Source organism: Flavobacterium eburneipallidum, assembly GCF_027111355.2.
Classification (GTDB): Bacteria; Bacteroidota; Bacteroidia; order Flavobacteriales; family Flavobacteriaceae; genus Flavobacterium; species Flavobacterium eburneipallidum.
Genome location: NZ_CP114291.2, coordinates 204,356 through 222,803, shown reverse-complemented (window position 1 = coordinate 222,803; position 18,448 = coordinate 204,356). Strand labels below are relative to the sequence as shown.

The window sequence follows — 18,448 nt, the reverse complement described above, 5'->3', positions numbered from 1 at the left end:
GCATAAAAAAACTAACTACTATAGACTTTTGGTTGTCTATTTCCATAATTTGGTATAAGTGCCTGATTTTACAAAACGGATTAGTTAGTAACCCCGGAAATAATACTTTCGGGGTTTTTAGTTTTACTCTTAATAGTCAGTATTCGATTTTAAACAAGTTTTCTTGGCATTAATCGAAGTGAATTCTTTTGAATTAATTAATGCTAAAAACCCGTTGGGTGTAATTATTAAAAATAAAAGAATTTCAAAAAGATATAAAATTTAAACACATAGAATCACAGAAAAAAAGAGTTGTATAGCCCAATTGTTGGGTTCACATAGCTATGTTTTTCTTTAATAAAGTGAAACGCCTTTCAAAATTTACAAAATCTATGTTTCTATGTGTTTAAAAATCATAAATTTTGAATTATACCCAACGGGTAATGCTAAAAAGTTTTCAATACCATTATTTTTTTGTGATATTAATTTTTTTTTATCTCTTTTTTTAAATTACATTTACAAATGTAAATAATACACTTATAAATAAATTATTTTACCAATAAAATCATACAAAATGATTCGATCTAAATTTTATAAAGTTGCACTCACCATCTTATGCTTTTCAGCATCCAATTATATGGTTCAATCCCAGATCAAAAAAGACTTTCACGATTGGGCAGCGACTCCGCCAATGGGCTGGAATAGTTGGGATTGCTTTGGTCCCACAGTCACCGAAGCCGAAGTAAAAGCCAATGCCGATTATATGGCAAAATATTTAAAACCCTATGGTTGGGATTATGTTGTAGTCGATATCCGCTGGTATGTGGGCAATGACAAAGCCCACGGCTACAACGAAAAAGACCCCGATTATGTCTTGGACCAATACGGAAGATTTATGCCAGCCATCAATCGTTTCCCTTCGGCGGCGGGCGGAAAAGGCTTCAAACCTTTGGCAGATTATTTGCATAAAAAAGGCTTAAAATTTGGAATCCACATTATGCGTGGAATTCCTGTGATTGCCGTAAAACAAAACTTGCCTATCAAAGGAACGAATTTTACGGCCAAAGACATTTACTCCGATAAAGACCAATGCACTTGGTTGCGCGATATGTACACGGTTGTTCCCACCAAGCCTGGAGCGCAAGAATACTACAATTCACTTTTTGAACTCTATGCATCTTGGGGATTGGATTTTGTCAAAATTGACGACCTTTCTTCTCCCATTTATTTTGAAGGCGAAATCGACATAATCCGAAAAGCCATTGACCGCACAGGACGCAAAATTGTTTTGAGCACTTCTCCCGGAGAAACCCCAATTGCACACGCCGATCATGTGCAGAAAAATGCCAATATGTGGCGTACCGTTGGTGATTTTTGGGACAGTTGGCAACAATTGAAAGAGCATTTCGAAGTCTTTGACCGTTGGAACAAATGGCGTTCTTACGGTGCTTATCCTGATGGTGATATGTTGCCTTTGGGGCGAATTGGCATCCGAGCCGAAAGAGGTGATCCTCGAATGACTGCGTTTACCAAGGATGAACAATACACCTTGATGACTTTATGGAGCATTTTCAAATCGCCGTTGATGTTTGGTGGCAACCTTCCAGATAATGATCCTTTCACGCTTTCGTTGTTGACCAATAAAAATGTGTTGAAAGTCTTGAATGAAAGTACAAACAACAAACCCCTTTTTACCGATAAAGACAAAGCCGCTTGGATGGCCGACGAATCCAAAACGGGAGCTAAATATTTGGCGGTTTTCAACACGACCGACCAAAAAATGGTGTCCGAAGAAAAAGCCGTTTGGAACAGTGGGCTGCTGTCAAGAACCAATCAAAGTGTCAAACTAGACATTGATATTTCGAATGCCAAAAAACTGTATTTAGTGGTAAATGATTCTGGCGACAATACCGATTGGGATCACGCCAACTGGATAGAACCTACTTTGTATAAAGGAAAAGATTCTATTAAGTTGACCAGTTTGAAGTGGAGAAAAGCAACATCAGGCTGGCAAAAACCAAAGCTGAACCAAAGTGTTTCTGGCAATAGTTTGATTACCAATAAAATTAAATACGAAAATGGCATCGGCACGCATTCCAATTCCATCATAGAATTTGATTTGCCAGAAGGCTACACTCGTTTCAAAGCCATTGTTGGTTTGGATGAAGCCTGTATTTCACAAAATGTAGGAGCCACTGTGAAATTTTTCGTATTTACTGAAAATCCTGCTGGACCGCCACCGCCACCAACAGCAAAAATTCCTGTTAACCTAAAAAGCATTGGACTTTCAGAGACTTATTTGATAACCGATTTATGGTCTGGAAAAGTGGTTGGGCAATTTTCGGGAGAGTTTGCTCCAGAAATCAATTCGCACGGAGCTGGTTTGTATAAAATAGTTAAAGTTTCAAAATAAATTTTATTAAAAAACATGTATTCAATCCCGAAAAAACTGAAATTCTTAATTGTTGTGGGAATCTTTTTTTTGGTCGGCACTACGGTTTTCGCACAAAAAAATAAATTTCCAAAAGAGAAAAAGATGGGAGCCTATTTGATGGTCTATTTCAAGGACGATACTCACGGTTTGTATATGGCATTGAGCAAAGACGGCTATACATTTACTGATATCAACAACGCTAAACCCATCATAGCAGGAGATACGATAGCCGAACAAAAAGGAATTCGGGATCCGTACATTTACAGAGCTCCCAACGGAATGTTTTATATGGCGTTGACCGATTTGCACATTTATGCTCAAAAAATGGGATATCGCGAAACCGAATGGGAACGTGATGGCAAACAATACGGCTGGGGAAATAATCGTGGTTTAGTACTAATGAAATCACCAGATTTGATTCATTGGACGCATACTGTAGTTCGTGTGGATCAGGCTTTTCCAGAATTGGCAGACATTGGCTGTGCTTGGGCTCCAGAACTCATTTATGATGAGAAAAAGCAAAAAACAATGATTTACTTCACGATGCGCTTTGGCAAACAGAAAGATAAAGTGTATTATTCGTATATGAATGACGATTTTACCAAACTAGAAACCGCACCAAAACTCTTATTTGAATATCCAAAAGACGTGTCTTATATTGACGGCGATATTACCAAAGTAGGTGATAAATACCATTTATTTTATGTGCCTCACGACGGAACTGCGGGCGTTAAACAAATGGTTTCCGATTCGGTAAATTCTGGATATGTGTATGATGATAAATGGTACGACCCCGAAAAAGTAGGTTGCGAAGCACCAACGATTTACAAACGCATTGGCGAAAACAAATGGGTGTTGATTTATGATATTTACCGCATCAATCCGCATAATTTTGGGTTTAGTGAAACTTCTGATTTTGTGAATTTTAAAGACTTGGGGCATTTTAACGAAGGCGTGATGAAAGCGACCAACTTTTCATCTCCAAAGCATCCAGCGGTAATTCACATCACTAAAAAAGAAGCTCGAAAATTGGCTAAAAAATGGAATTGCGATATAAAATTTTAAAGAAATATGATACCCAATACTATCAAAAAATCACTTTACTTCGGATTGATATTCCTTTCGAGTAGTACAATTTTTGCACAATCTGCTCAATTGCAATCTTTCCCGTTGTCCTCGGTTCGATTGCTCGAAAGTCCTTTAAAAGCGGCACAACGAACGGATTTGAAATATATTTTATCCCTTGATGCAGATCGATTATTGGCTCCTTATTTCAAAGAAGCGGGATTGGAAACCAAAGCTATTAATTATCCGAATTGGGAAAATACCGGTTTGGATGGTCATATTGGCGGTCATTATCTTTCAGCTTTGGCTGAAATGTATGCCGCAACAGGCAATCAAAAAATCAAGGAAAGATTGGATTATATGTTGGATGGTCTCGAAAAATGCCAACAAAAAAACGGCAACGGATATATTGGCGGAGTTCCCGGAAGCAAAGAATTATGGGCGGATATTGCCAAAGGAAAAATCGATGCTGGAAGTTTTTCGTTGAACAAAAAATGGGTGCCTTGGTACAATATCCATAAAGTATATGCTGGATTGGTAGATGCTTATACCTTGACTGGAAATGAAAAAGCTAAAAAAATGCTCATTCAACTTTCGGATTGGTGTTTGACGCTTACCGCCAATTTATCCGATAAACAAATTCAAGAAATCTTGCGCAGCGAACACGGCGGAATGAATGAAGTTTTTGCTGATGTGGCTGCCATTACTGGCGATAAAAAATACTTGACTCTAGCTCAAAAATTCTCCCACAAAGTGATTTTGGATCCACTTTTAGAAAATAAAGATGTGTTAAACGGAATGCACGCCAATACTCAAATCCCAAAAGTAATCGGTTTTATGCGTGTTTCCGAAGTTTCGGGCGATAAAGATTGGGCAAATGCTGCCAACTTTTTCTGGAAAACCGTTGTCGATAACCGAACGATTTCTATTGGAGGCAACAGCGTGCGAGAACATTTTAATCCATCAACCGATTTTTCTTCCATGCTGGAATCCAGAGAAGGTCCTGAAACCTGCAACAGCTACAATATGCTCAAATTGAGCAAGCATTTATTCCTCGCTGACCCTTCGTCAAAATATATGGATTATTACGAGCGCACAACCTACAATCACATCCTTTCGTCCCAACATCCTGATGGCGGTTTTGTATATTTCACGCCAATCCGTCCACGTCATTACCGAGTATATTCGGAAGCGCAACATTCGTTTTGGTGTTGTGTAGGTTCGGGTTTGGAAAATCACGGAAAATATGGCGAACTGATTTATGCGCACGACAAACAAAATCTATATGTGAATCTTTTTATTCCTTCAACTCTGAATTGGAAAGAAAAAGGAATTACGCTTACGCAAAACACCAAATTCCCGTTTGAAGAACAATCTTCCATCACGTTGACATTAAAAAAAGCACAGCAATTTGCCATCAAGTTCCGTTATCCTTCTTGGATTGAAGACGGTAAAATGAAAATTACAGTTAATAATAAAGAAATTAACCTTGTAAAAGATCAGAATTCTTATGTTTCCATTGACCGAAAATGGAAAACAGGAGATGTGATTTCGGTTATTTTACCAATGCAAAACAAAACCGAACAATTGCCAGATAAATCGGATTGGGTTTCTTTTGTTCACGGACCAATTGTGCTTGCCGCTATTACCGACACTACAGATTTAAAAGGATTAATAGCCGACGACAGCCGAATGGGACATATTGCCAGCGGCGCAATTTACCCGATTGAAGATGCTCCTTTATTGGTTTCCAACAACACTAATTTGGCTTCATCATTACAATTAGTAGAAAATAAACCCTTTACTTTTTCGGCTTCGGATCTTATTTATCAGGAGAAATACAAAAATTTGCAACTCATTCCGTTCTTCCAAATTCACGATGCGAGATATATGTTGTATTGGCCTTATACGACCAAAGAAAAGTTGCCAGAAATACAAAAAGCAATCAAAGATCGTGAGGAAGCGCAAATGAAATTGGAAGCCATTACTATTGATTTGGTAACTGCCGGCGAACAACAACCTGAATCTGATCATAATTTTAAAGGCGAAAAAACCGACACCGGAATGTTCAAAGAACACCATTACCGCAACGGAAAAGGTTCGTTTAGTTATGATTTGAAAAACAATAATTTGGAAGCTCGAAAACTACGCATCACCTATTTTGGTGCCGACAAGAACAGAAATTTTGATGTTTTTGTAAATGAAACTTTAGTCGCAACTCTAAATTTGGATGGTTCAGAAGGCAATCAATTTATAGACAAAATAATAGCACTTCCTGCTTCTGAACAAAATGCAAAAATCTTGAAAGTAGAATTTAAAGCCAAACCCAATTCGAGTATTACGGGTATTTATGAAGTGCGGTTGTTGCGATAGGATTATTTGATTTTGATGCCTCGCTCCGCAAAGTCTCTGACTTTGTGGATGTATTTTTCAGTCTCCGACTGACTAAAACACAGACAAATGAATGGATAAATATAATAAAATAATAAAGGTCAGAGACCTTGTATCACATCCTCAAAGTCAGAGACTTTGCGGAGAAGAGTTTATTGCGATAGAATTATAAAAAAATCACAAATATGAAAAACAGACAACAAACTTTCTCTTATATTCTTGCCATCTTTTTTTTGATGTCAACCGCAGTTTTTGCTCAAAATACAGACAAAGAGAAAGTAGCTTCTGATGCAAAAAATCTAAACATTCCCGAAGGCTATTCCAAAAACCTGCATTGGAATTTATTGCTCGATTCCATAGGTTCGAATGGTTCTATCATTAGTTGGAAATCCAGCAAATCGGATTACATTTCGAACGATGGAAAACTCTTGAAACGCTCTCCTCGAAAAGGCAAAAAAATCAAGGTTACAATGACCGCAACAGTTAGCTCCGGAAGTGCAAAAACTAAAAAGACATTTGATGTTTTGGTAGCCTATCCCGATCCAGAATTGCAAGGCTATTTGTTTACCTATTTCGAAGGTTCAGGACCTAGAACTAGTGACGAGCAAGTTCGTTTTGCAGCCAGTGCCGATGCCATAAATTGGTTTGCGTTGAACAACAACCAACCTATTATTGCTTCCGAAAAAATATCGGGAACGGGCGGAATTCGAGATCCTCATATTTTGAGAAGCGAGGACGAAAAAAGTTTTTATATGGTCGCTACCGATATGAATACAGCCAAAAACGGTTGGGCACACAATCCCGGAATCGTGATGTTGCAATCGGATGATATTATTAATTGGAAGCATTCGTTTATCGATCTCGAAAAAAGTTATCCAGTGAATTTTGCCAATATCCAATGGGTTTGGGCACCTCAAACGATTTATGATCCTGCTGCTGATAAGTATATGGTTTATTTTACCGTGAAATACAAAGACGATTTGAAACTCGATTTTTATGCCGCTTACGCCAACAAAGATTTCAGCGGTTTTGAGAACGAACCAAAGTTGCTATTCAGTCCCAAATATGGAGCGATTGATGGTGATATTATTTATAAAGATGGCACTTATCATTTCTTTTTCAAAGGAAACACCAAGGATGAAAACGGGAAAGAATTTAAAAACGGAATCCGTCAGGCGATTGGAAAAACGCTTCAAGGACCTTGGATAGAAAATTTCAATTATTTGGATGCTTATTCCGATAAAAAAATTGTGGTGGAAGGTTCGAGTATTTTCAAATTGAACCAATCGGATTCTTATGTGTTAATGTATGATTTATACACCAATCATCGCTACGAATTTCAACGCAGCAAAGATTTGTACCAGTTTACGCCAACGCCCGAATCGTTTACCAAAAATTTCTATCCTCGCCACGGAAGCATTATCGGAATAACGGTAGAAGAAGCCAAACGATTGAACGAAAAATGGGGCGGAGTTCCCGAAAATTTATTGAAAAAATAATCAGTAATATCACGATAAATTTTAATTATGAATTTAAAATTCAATAGAGTTTTTGGATTTTTTATGATTTGTTTGTTGTCAATAAATCAAGTTGAAAGTCAAACTGTAAAAGACAGCTTATATTCTTTTAAATCAAATGGAAATCCCATCATTACACATAAATTCACAGCCGATCCAGCTGCATTTGTAGAAGGAAAAACCCTTTGGTTATATACTGGCCACGATTTTGAAGGCGGACAAAAAGGCTATAAAATGAAAGATTGGTGCGTATTTTCAACAACCGATTTAGAAAACTGGGTTGAATATCCAATGCCATTGAAATTATCGGATTTCAAATGGGATAAGAGTGGAGGAGCTTATGCGGGACAGGCCATAAAACGAAATGGCAAATATTATTGGTACATCAGTACAAATGGTTCAGGTATTGGAGTTGCTGTTTCCGATTTTCCGCAAGGCCCTTTTAAAGATGCACTTGGAAAACCTTTATTGACCAATGCAGATTGTTTTGCCTCGACTCATGGTTGGACTTGCATTGATCCTTCAGTAATACTGGATGATGATGGTCAGGCTTGGATATTTTGGGGTAATGGAGTATGTTATTATGCCAAATTAAAAGAGAATATGACTGAAATTGACGGAGCGGTTAAAAAAATTGATTTTGAAGGTTTCAAATTTACCGAAGCTCCTTGGATTCATAAACGAAAAGGAAAATATTATCTATCTTACGCAACGGGTTTTCCAGAAAAATTGGCTTATGCCATAGCCGATAATATCGAAGGTCCTTACCAATACAAAGGGATTCTAAATGAAATTGCAGGAAATAGCAATACAAATCATCAAGCCATTATTGACTTTAATGGACGTTCTTATTTTATATATCACAACGGAGCCATACAACCTAACGGAACTAGTCACAGCAGGTCAGTTTGCATTGATTTGTTAGAGTATAATAAAGATGGAACCATAAAAAAAATCGTTATGACCTCTGAAGGAATTCAAACATCTAGAAAAAACAAATAAACTTTATAATTGAAAATAATATGAAAAACACCTTCTTAATTTTAATTACATTCTTGCTTTCGGCAAGTTTTTATGCCCAAAAAGACACTTTAAATGCTCCAAAAGCGGCTTTGCCAGACGTTTATGCCGATCCACATATTGCTGCTTTTGGTAAGAAATTCTATATCTATCCAACAACTGATGGTTCAGAAGGTTGGGCAGCCACCAGTTTTACCTGCTGGTCTTCCAATGATTTGGTAAAATGGAAATCTGAAAATGTTATTTTAGATTTACCGAAAGATATTAGCTGGGCAAAAGAAAGAGCTTGGGCACCAGCGATTGCTTACAAAAACGGAAAATACTATTATTATTTTTCGGCAGACGTGAATATTGGTGTGGCAGTTTCCGATAAACCAACTGGACCTTTCAAAGATGTTTTGGGAGTTCCATTGGCTAAAAAAGGAATGCTCAAAGGTCAAATGATTGATCCTATGGTTTTTGTTGACGATGATGGCTCGGCTTATTTGTACTTTGGTCAAGGCAATTGCAATATGGTAAAACTAAACGATGATATGATTTCGTATGATGCCACCAAAATTGTTTCTATCAAACCAAAAGGCTACAACGAAGGTTCATTTGTATTCAAAAGAAATGGAAAATATTACCTGATGTGGTCAGAATTTGACACTCGTGATCCAAGATATTCGGTGGCTTATGCGACTTCTGATTCGCCTTTAGGACCATTTACAAAAGCAGAAGGTTTTCCAGTTTTAAAAGGAAAAGGCATCGTTAAAGGAGCTGGACATCATTCTGTGGTGAAAGTGCCCGGTAAAGATGAATGGTACATAGCCTACCACCGTTTCAAAATTCCTGATGGGAATGGTTACAATCGTGAAACTTGTATTTCGCCAATGCGATTTGACAAAGACGGAAACATTTTACCAGTTGATGTTTTCGAAAAAGTGAAACCGGTGAAAATTAAAGGGAAGTAATGCTGTATTATAACCTGAAATCGATGAATGTTAAAAAGTTTAAACCACATAGAAAAATTGTTTTTTAATAGAAAGTCACATGGTTTAACATAGATTTCATAGCTATGTATAAATAAAATGTCTATGCAAACCCCTGTAAAATATATTTTTATAAATCTATGTGGTTAAAAGTTATTCATCGAGCTCAAGTTATTTGCATTTCATTTCTCTAAATAATCCTCGTCAAATTCAAATCTATACATGTTTTGGATGTATTAGTCCATTCTGTTTTCTAATGTAAAAAGTATTTTTGTGTTTGAATGCAATTTATACGAGCGTAAAATTGCGGATTAGATTATAGAGAATAAAAACCACAAGGAAAATGAAAAATAAAATAGTATTATTGTGTTTATGGGCAGTTTGCGGAACGACTGTTTTTGGACAAGAAAAAGCGCAAAGAAACGATTGGGAAAACCCAGAGCTTTTTCAAATTAATAGAGAGCCAGCACGCGCTGCATTTCTGCCTTATGCAGACGAGGCATCGGCGATAAACGATGATTATTCTAGTTCTCCATGGTATTTTTCTTTGAATGGAAAATGGAAATTTTCTTGGTCGCCAACACCCGATCAGCGTCCGAAAGATTTCTACAATCCCACTTTCAGCACTACGAATTGGAATGAACTTCAGGTGCCTTCCAATTGGGAATTGAATGGGTATGGCATTCCAATTTACACTAACATTACCTATCCTTTTGATAAAAACCCTCCTTTTATTAATCATGCCGATAATCCTGTTGGTTCGTATAAAAGAGGTTTCGTTTTACCCGAAAATTGGAACAATCGCCATGTGTTTCTTCATTTCGAAGCAGGAACATCAGCTATGTATATTTGGGTTAATGGACAAAAAGTAGGGTACACTGAAAACACCAAAAGCCCCGCTGAATTTGATATTACCAAGTATTTAAAGCCTGGAAAAAACGACTTGGCTGTTGAGGTCTATCGATGGAGTGATGGCTCTTATCTAGAAGATCAAGATTTCTGGCGACTTTCGGGCATTGACCGTGATGTTTATTTGTACAGTACTAATGATATTCGAATTTCCGATTTTTTTGCCAAACCTGATTTAGATTCCAACTACAAAAACGGAAGTTTGAATGTAGAAGTTAATTTGAAAAACCTGACTTCGGTTGCTGTAAACAATCAAAAAATAGAAGCCAAATTAGTAAATGCTGCTGGGGCAACTGTATTCGTCAAAGATTTGAAAGTAAATTTTGCTGCCAATAAAATCCAGACTATCAATTTTGACCAAAAGGTTTCTAACCCAAAATTATGGAGTAGCGAAACGCCTAATTTATACACTTTGTTGCTTACGCTAAAAAACGAAAAAGGCAGTATAATTGAAACCGTTTCCACCCAAATAGGTTTCCGAAAAGTAGAATTGAAAGGCGGTCAATTATTGGTCAACGGCATTCGAATTATGTTTCATGGCGTTAATATTCACGAGCACAATCCAGTAACGGGGCATTATCAAGATGAAGCTACAATGATCAAAGATATTAAGATGATGAAGCAATTAAACATCAATTCGGTGCGTTGCAGTCATTATCCTAACAATATACGATGGGTAAAATTATGTAACAAATACGGCTTGTTTTTGGTGGACGAAGCCAATATTGAAAGTCACGGAATGGGAGTTGAAGGGCAACCTCTAATTTGGATGAATCCAAAAACGAATCCAGGTCATCTTCCAGAATGGCATGCCGCTCACATGGACAGAATTTATAGTTTGGTCGAAAGAGACAAAAATGCACCTTCTGTAATCCTTTGGTCATTAGGAAATGAAAGCGCCAACGGACCTGTTTTTTACGATGCGTACAAATGGATCAAAAAAAGAGACAATACCCGTTTGGTACAGTTTGAGCAGGCAAAAGAAAACGAAAACACTGATGTCATCTGCCCAATGTATCCAACCATTGCGTACATGAAAGAATATGCAGCGCGTAAAGAAGTTACTCGCCCGTATATTATGTGTGAGTATGCGCATGCTATGGGAAACAGCACCGGTAATTTTCAGGAATATTGGGATATTATTCGCGGAAGCAAAAATATGCAGGGCGGTTTTATTTGGGATTGGGTAGATCAAGGATTGGAAATGAAAGATGAAGTAGGACGCTGCTACTGGGCTTATGGTGGTGATATGGGCGGTCAAAATTATACGAATGATGAAAATGGTTCTAACGATGGATTAGTATGGCCGGATCGTACTCCACATCCTGGTGCATTTGAAGTTAAAAAAGTGTATCAAGATATTTTGTTTGCTCCTGCAGATCTTAAAAATGGCGTGATTGAAATTATAAACGATTTTGGATTTACCAATTTGAATAATTATAATTTTAAATACCAAGTTTTAGAAAATGGTAAAGCAATAAAGGAAGGTTCTGTAGCTGTTGCTTTAAATCCAAAATCGAAAAAACAATTTAAAATCGATTTGCCAAAACTACCATCAAAAGCAGGTGTAGAATACTTGTTGAATGTTTTTGCCTATACCAAAATAGGTTCAGAATTATTACCTCAAAATTTTGAAATTGCTAGAGAACAATTTGTTCTCGAAAGCGAAAATTATTTTGTCAAAACGCAACAAACAGATTCGGATACAAAGGTCAAAGAAGAATCAAAAGAATTTGTTTTGAGTGCCAATAATGTTGTGGTAAAAATCAGCAAAAAGACAGGGTTGATTTCTTATTACAGTTTAAAAGGAGAAGAATATTTCAATCAATATCCAGAACCTAATTTTTGGAGAGCGCCAACAGACAATGATTTTGGTAATAAAATGCCTGTGAGAAACAATGTATGGCGATCGGCTGGTAATAATTATACCCTAGAATCGATTCAAGTGGTGGAGGAAAATGGGAAAAGTTCTGTTGTGGCAAAAATGAAATTGAACGATGTCTTTTCAGATTACACCATCAAGTATTCAATGAACAATGAAGGTGCTTTAGAAGTGCAACCTTCTTTCAAAAAAGGCAATAATCCATTGCCAGATATGCCTCGTTTTGGGATGATTTTCTCCCTTAAAAACACGCTAGAAAATCTGGATTATTACGGAAGAGGTCCTTGGGAAAATTATTCAGACAGAAACGAATCGTCACTCAAAGGGATTTATAAAAGCAAAGTAGCCGATCAATATGTACCTTACATTCGTCCACAAGAAAATGGATATAAAACGGATGTTCGTTGGTTTACACTTTTAAACAATAACGGTAAAGGTCTTGAAATAAAAGGATTGCAGCCTTTAGGAATGAGTACTTTAAATAATTATCCAAGTGATTTTGATGGCGGAATATCCAAGAAAAATATACATTCAAGTGATATTACTCCTAGAAAAGAAGTTGTAGTTTGTGTTGACTTAACCCAGCGCGGATTAGGAGGCGACAACAGTTGGGGAGCATATCCTCATGAACAATATTTATTGAAACAAAATGAATACAGCTACGGATTTGTCATAAAACCTATAGAATAAAAAAACATGAAACACAATATTATTTCAAGAATATCCCTTTTCGGCTTATTATTTACAGGGCTTTACGCCAATGCACAAAAGACCACTTTAGAACTGGATGCAACCAAAAGCGTTACTAAAATTCAGCCTACAATGTTCGGTTTGTTTTTTGAAGACATCAATTTTGCTGCCGATGGAGGATTGTATGCCGAAATGATTAAAAACCGCTCCTTTGAATTTGAAAAACCTTTGATGGGATGGGAGCAACCTGCTACCAAAAGACTTTCTCAAAACAAGCAATCGGGCTATGCTACGCCTATCAATGTGAAGGAAAACAAAACCAATCCTAATTTTTGCAGGGTTTTGGTCAATGACGACAAAGGATATGCTATTGTGAATGAAGGATTCAGAGGAATGGGAGTCAAAAAAGATGCAAAATACAATTTGTCTTTCAAGGCGGCAAATCACGACGGAGTTATCAAAAAAATAATTTTTCAGTTTATTGACAAAGACAAAAAAGTCCTTGGCGAAACCAGTATTGTTCCCACATCAAACGATTGGAAAACCTATTCTACACAATTTACGGCGACTCAAACGGAAGCCAAAGCCAAACTGAAAATTACTTTCGAAGGAACGGGAACTATCGATTTAGACATGATTTCCTTGTTTCCAGAAGACACTTGGAAGAACAGAAAAAATGGTTTACGCAAAGATATTGTTCAGCTTTTGTATGATATGAAACCAGGATTTTTACGTTTTCCAGGAGGTTGTATTGTCGAGGGAAGAACTTTGGCAGACCGTTACCAATGGAAAAATTCGGTGGGTGAAATCGAGAACCGAAAAACGATGACGAACCGTTGGAATGTGGAATTTCCTAAAAAAGCAACTCCCGATTATTTTCAAAGTTTTGGATTGGGATTTTTTGAATATTTCCAACTTTCCGAAGATATTGGCGCAGCCGCATTACCGGTTTTAAGTTGCGGAATGGCTTGTCAATACAACACGGGCGAATTGGCTCCGTTAGAAGAATTAGATCCTTATGTGCAAGATGCTTTGGATTTAATTGAATTTGCCAATGGTTCAGAAGCAACTGCTTGGGGAAAATTACGCTCGGATATGGGACATCCAAAACCGTTTAATTTGAAATACATTGGTGTTGGAAATGAGCAATGGGGACCCGATTATATCGAAAGATACAAAGTTTTTGAAAAAGCCATAAAAGCCAAATACCCAAAAATCATTATTGTTTCCGGAAGTGGGCCTTCGCCAGACGGAGAATATTTTGATTATGGAATGCAGGAACTCAAAAAGTTGAATGCCGAATTGGTAGACGAACATTATTATAAAAGTCCGCAATGGTTCAGGGACAATGCTGCTCGTTACGACAACTACGACCGAAAAGGGCCTAAAGTTTTTGCAGGTGAATATGCGGCTCACAGTACCATTGATAATAGTTTAATTACCAAAAATAACTGGGAATCTGCCTTTTCCGAAGCGGCTTTCATGACAGGATTAGAGCGAAATGCAGAAGTGGTTCACCTCACTTCTTATGCACCATTGATGGCACACGAAGAAGCTTGGCAATGGGCACCGGATATGATTTGGTTTAATAATTTAGAGGTTTATGGATCGGCAAATTATCAAGTACAAAAATTATTTGCTACTAACAAAGGAACTGATTTATTGAACATTACCAAAGATGGAAAACCACTAACAGGACAAAATGATTTGTACGCATCAGCTGTGAAAGATGTTAATACGAAAGAAATAATTCTAAAATTGGTCAATACATCGGCAAAAGCACAAGAAGTTACCGTTGATTTGAAAGGAAGTAAGTTAGAATCGAAAGGAAAGGTTATAACACTTACTAGCCCTAATTTGACTGATGAAAATAGTTTTGCTTCGCCAAAAAAAATCAGTCCAACAGAAACGGATTATAAATTAAAAGGCGATAAAGCACCAATGAGCTTGCTTCCTTATTCAGTAACTGTTTTGAAATTAAAAATGAAATAAAAGCATTGATATTGTTGTATGATTACTAAAGACCATCGTTTTTCGATGGTTTTTTTGTTTATATGAATGAGTTGATTTGGGTTTTGATTATGAATGCAGAAAAGTAATTATCCAAAAATGAATCAATGTGGAAACGACTGGTAATTATAAATTTTAATCTCCCAATAGTGTTAACCTATATACTCGAGCATCTTTGTCAAAGTTTAAAACTTTGACAAAGATTAACCTCATTTAATTTATTATAGTTCTAAAAATAAAGTTCTGTAAGAGCAACCTGTAATTGAATATTTCAATAGTGTTAACTTGATAGCCGAGCATCTTTGTAAAAGTTTAAAAACTTTGACAAAGATTAATATCCCATACTCTAAAACATACTTATAAGTGTGAAGTTTTTAGTACAATCTACTGAAAAAAAGCTGTTTTTTTTGCTTTTACTAAAAACGTCCATGTTTCATAAAGGTTTGTCCATTTCTTAACATGTCCTTAACAGTAGCTTTGTTCCACTATTAACTAACTAAAAAAAGAAAATATGGTAAAACTTAAACTATTATTGTTAGCCTTCTTTATGGGGTTTTCAATTAATTCGTGGTCACAAAAGAAAACAGTGACGGGTGTGGTAACAGATCAAGACAAGATTTCTCTTCCGGGAGTTAATGTTGTTATCAAAGGAACCAATAGTGGTGTTTCAACTGATATAGATGGTAAATATCAAATCAGTGCTAGTACTGGCGATGTACTTGTTTTTTCTTTTGCGGGATACAAGACTGTAGAAGTTCCTTATAAAGGAGGAGCCAATTTGAATGTATCCATTAATGAAGAAAATCAATTGCTAAAAGAAGTAGTAGTTATTGGGTACGGAAAAGTAAAACGTGCCGATGTAACGGGTTCAGTATCTTCTGTTAGAGCAGAACAAATAGAACAAGCCAACAAGGTAGATGCAATTTCTGCATTACAAGGACAAGCGGCTGGGGTAGTGGTTCAACGTACGAACAATAAGCCTGGCGATGGTGGTTTTAATATTCGTATTCGTGGTGCTAGTTCCATTAGTACTAATGCAACCGTATCTGGAGGTGGAGCTAATCCGGGACAAAATCCACTTTTTATTGTAGATGGAATTTTTGTGGACGATATTTCTTTCTTGAATCCAGCCGATATTAGTAGAATGGATATCCTTAAAGATGCTTCGGCGACTGCAATTTACGGTTCAAGAGGTAGTAACGGGGTTGTTATTGTAGAAACCAAAAGAGGTAAAAAGGGAGATTTAAGAGTAGAATACAGCAACTATGTAGGTTTCAAACAAGCGTATCATTTGCCAGAAATTTGGAATGGTTCAGAATATATTACCTTTCTAAAAGATGTTGTAGTAGGTAATGAGTTTATAAAACCAACAGGAAATCTGAATTACAGAGCCAGTGATGTTGTGTTGTCTAATTATTTAGATGCTGAAGAATTGCAAAATGTTGCCGATGGAGTAAGTACAGACTGGGTAGGTTTGTTACTTAAAAACGGTATGCAAACCAATCATACCCTTAATTTGAGCGGAGGAACGGATAAAACTACTTATGGTTTAGGTTTGGCTTATACCAAAGATGAAGGAACCATAGAAGGAGAAGACTTCAACCGATACAACATCAGAGGAAGTTTGAAAAGTGATCTTACCAAATGGTTGAACTTGAGTGTGAGCAATTATATAACAAATGCTTTGCAAAACACAGGTAGTTGGGAAGCCTTTAGAAGTGCTTACAGATTAAAACCGATTGGTCGTGCTTATAATGACGATGGATCGTTGCGTTTTTTTCCAACAACAAAGGAAACTCAAATTACCAATCCATTATTTGAGGCCGACAATCAAGTAAGAGAAACGAGATATTTGCAATTTCTTGGAGACATTGCCGTGCAAATTAAGCCTATCGAAGCGTTGACTATTACGTCTAAATTTTCGCCAAATATTAAATTTTCAAGATATGGTGAATACCGTGGATTGTACTCTAAAGATGTAGTAGCACAACCATCACTTCGTACTGCTACAGTAAACAATGCCAATTATTTTTCTTATGCTTGGGATAACATCTTCAATTATAAATTTACCAAAGGGATCCATGCTCTAGATGCGATGGCAGTAATCTCAAGATTTATGGAACGCAAAGAAGGTTACAACAATACGGTTAGAAATTTTACTACCGATGCCTTTGAGTTTTATAATTTAGATGCAGGAACTAATATTACTGCTCTAAACAGTGATTTGACCAAACAAACTTTGGAATCTTACACCGGAAGATTAAACTATGGTTTGATGGATAAATACATGTTCACTGTAACGGGTCGTTATGATGGATCATCTGTATTATCAGAAAAGAACAAATGGGCATTTTTCCCATCGGCAGCTTTTGCTTGGAAAATGATGGACGAAAGTTTTATGCAAAAGCAAAAATTGTTTACCAATGCTAAATTGAGATTGAGTTATGGACAAACAGGTAATAATGGTCAAGGTGGTGGATTAACACCGCTACAATCACAATCATTATTAGGTGCTAGCGCAACCAATATTGGAGATTCAGCAATAGCAACAGCTTATTTGACAGGTTTGGCGAATGAAAATCTTACTTGGGAAAGAACCACAGAATTGAATTTAGGTTTTGATTTTGGATTTTTAAACAACAAAATTACGGGTTCGATAGATGTGTATAATAGAAAAAATTCAGACATCATATTCTTTATGCCTTTGCCAACCACTTCTGGTTATCCAGGAACATTTAACAATATTGGAGAGTCCACAAATAAAGGAATCGAGATAGGATTAAACACTGTGAACTTTGACAAAGGGGATTTCAAATGGACCACTAATTTCAATTTTGCTTCTAATAAAAATGAGTTAACAAAATTATATGGTGGCGTAACTGAAATTACTTATGGTATTGGTGGAACCAATTTGATCCACAGAGTAGGAGAACCTTTAGGAGCTGTTTATGATTATGAGTTTGATGGTATCTGGCATTTAGAAGAGGCAGCTGAAGCAGCTACTTTCGGTCAACGTCCAGGTCAAGTAAGAGTAACCGATGTGAATGGAGATGGTAAAATTACGACTGTAGATAGAAAAGTAATAGGACAAGTTAGTCCAAAATGGACTGGAGGTATTACCAATACGTTGAATTACAAAAATTTCGACTTCTCTGTATTTGTAAACATCAGCCAAGGAAACATGTATAAAAGTAATTTCCACGGATGGTCTTGGGCAGATGTTCCTACTAGAACTTTTAATGGTATGAAGGTTGACTATTGGACACCAGAAAGACAATCAGACGAATGGCACCAACCAGGTAATGGTGGAGTTTATGCGAATGCGGAATATTACAAAGACGTATCTTTCGTAAAAGTAGGATTCATGACTTTGGGGTACAAGATTCCAGCAACAATTCTCGAAAAACTTAAAATTGCAAGTTTAAGAGTGTATGGAACAGTACAAAATCCTTTTGTATTCACTAAATACGACGGATGGGATCCTGAAAATGCAGGAAGAGATCAGTTTGGAGGATCATTTTCTTCACGTACATTCATGACAGGTCTTAATATTAGCTTTTAATTATTTTTTACTAAAAAT

At 36.7% G+C, this 18,448-nt stretch carries 9 protein-coding genes; all 9 read left to right on the top strand.

The genetic code is table 11. The features are described 5' to 3' along the window. The first annotated feature begins 553 nt into the window (after window positions 1-553). The 9 genes from OZP15_RS00850 (at window position 554) to OZP15_RS00810 (ending at window position 18,430) form a co-directional block, all read left to right on the top strand. Window positions 554-2,392, top strand: coding sequence for an NPCBM/NEW2 domain-containing protein (locus OZP15_RS00850; RefSeq protein WP_281336743.1), 1,839 nt, complete (start codon window positions 554-556; stop codon window positions 2,390-2,392). 15 nt (window positions 2,393-2,407) lie between these two features. After that, window positions 2,408-3,478, top strand: a complete 1,071-nt coding sequence (locus OZP15_RS00845; protein WP_281336742.1) for a glycoside hydrolase family 43 protein — start codon at window positions 2,408-2,410, stop codon at window positions 3,476-3,478. A 6-nt stretch (window positions 3,479-3,484) separates the two neighbouring features. Continuing rightward, a complete protein-coding gene (locus OZP15_RS00840) occupies window positions 3,485-5,851 on the top strand; it encodes a glycoside hydrolase family 127 protein (protein WP_281336741.1) in 2,367 nt (788 codons plus the stop codon). A gap of 203 nt (window positions 5,852-6,054) precedes the next feature. Further along, window positions 6,055-7,368 carry a glycoside hydrolase family 43 protein gene (locus tag OZP15_RS00835; RefSeq protein ID WP_281336740.1) on the top strand — a complete coding sequence of 438 codons (1,314 nt, stop codon included), beginning with the start codon at window positions 6,055-6,057 and terminating at the stop codon, window positions 7,366-7,368. Window positions 7,369-7,395: 27 nt separating this feature from the next. Continuing rightward, window positions 7,396-8,388: a glycoside hydrolase family 43 protein gene (locus OZP15_RS00830; RefSeq protein ID WP_281336739.1), complete on the top strand. Its 993-nt coding sequence runs from the start codon at window positions 7,396-7,398 to the stop codon at window positions 8,386-8,388. Between the two features lie 20 nt (window positions 8,389-8,408). Further along, the gene (locus OZP15_RS00825) at window positions 8,409-9,359 is read left to right on the top strand and encodes a family 43 glycosylhydrolase (RefSeq protein WP_281336738.1); all 951 of its coding nucleotides are present in this window, start codon (window positions 8,409-8,411) and stop codon (window positions 9,357-9,359) included. A 361-nt stretch (window positions 9,360-9,720) separates the two neighbouring features. Continuing rightward, window positions 9,721-12,858, top strand: coding sequence for a beta-galactosidase, LacZ type (gene lacZ, locus OZP15_RS00820; protein ID WP_281336737.1), 3,138 nt, complete (start codon window positions 9,721-9,723; stop codon window positions 12,856-12,858). Window positions 12,859-12,864: 6 nt separating this feature from the next. Beyond that, on the top strand, window positions 12,865-14,850 hold the full coding sequence (locus OZP15_RS00815; protein WP_281336736.1) for an alpha-L-arabinofuranosidase C-terminal domain-containing protein: 1,986 nt from the start codon (window positions 12,865-12,867) through the stop codon (window positions 14,848-14,850). A 529-nt stretch (window positions 14,851-15,379) separates the two neighbouring features. Beyond that, on the top strand, window positions 15,380-18,430 hold the full coding sequence (locus tag OZP15_RS00810; protein WP_281336735.1) for a SusC/RagA family TonB-linked outer membrane protein: 3,051 nt from the start codon (window positions 15,380-15,382) through the stop codon (window positions 18,428-18,430). Window positions 18,431-18,448: the final 18 nt, after the last annotated feature.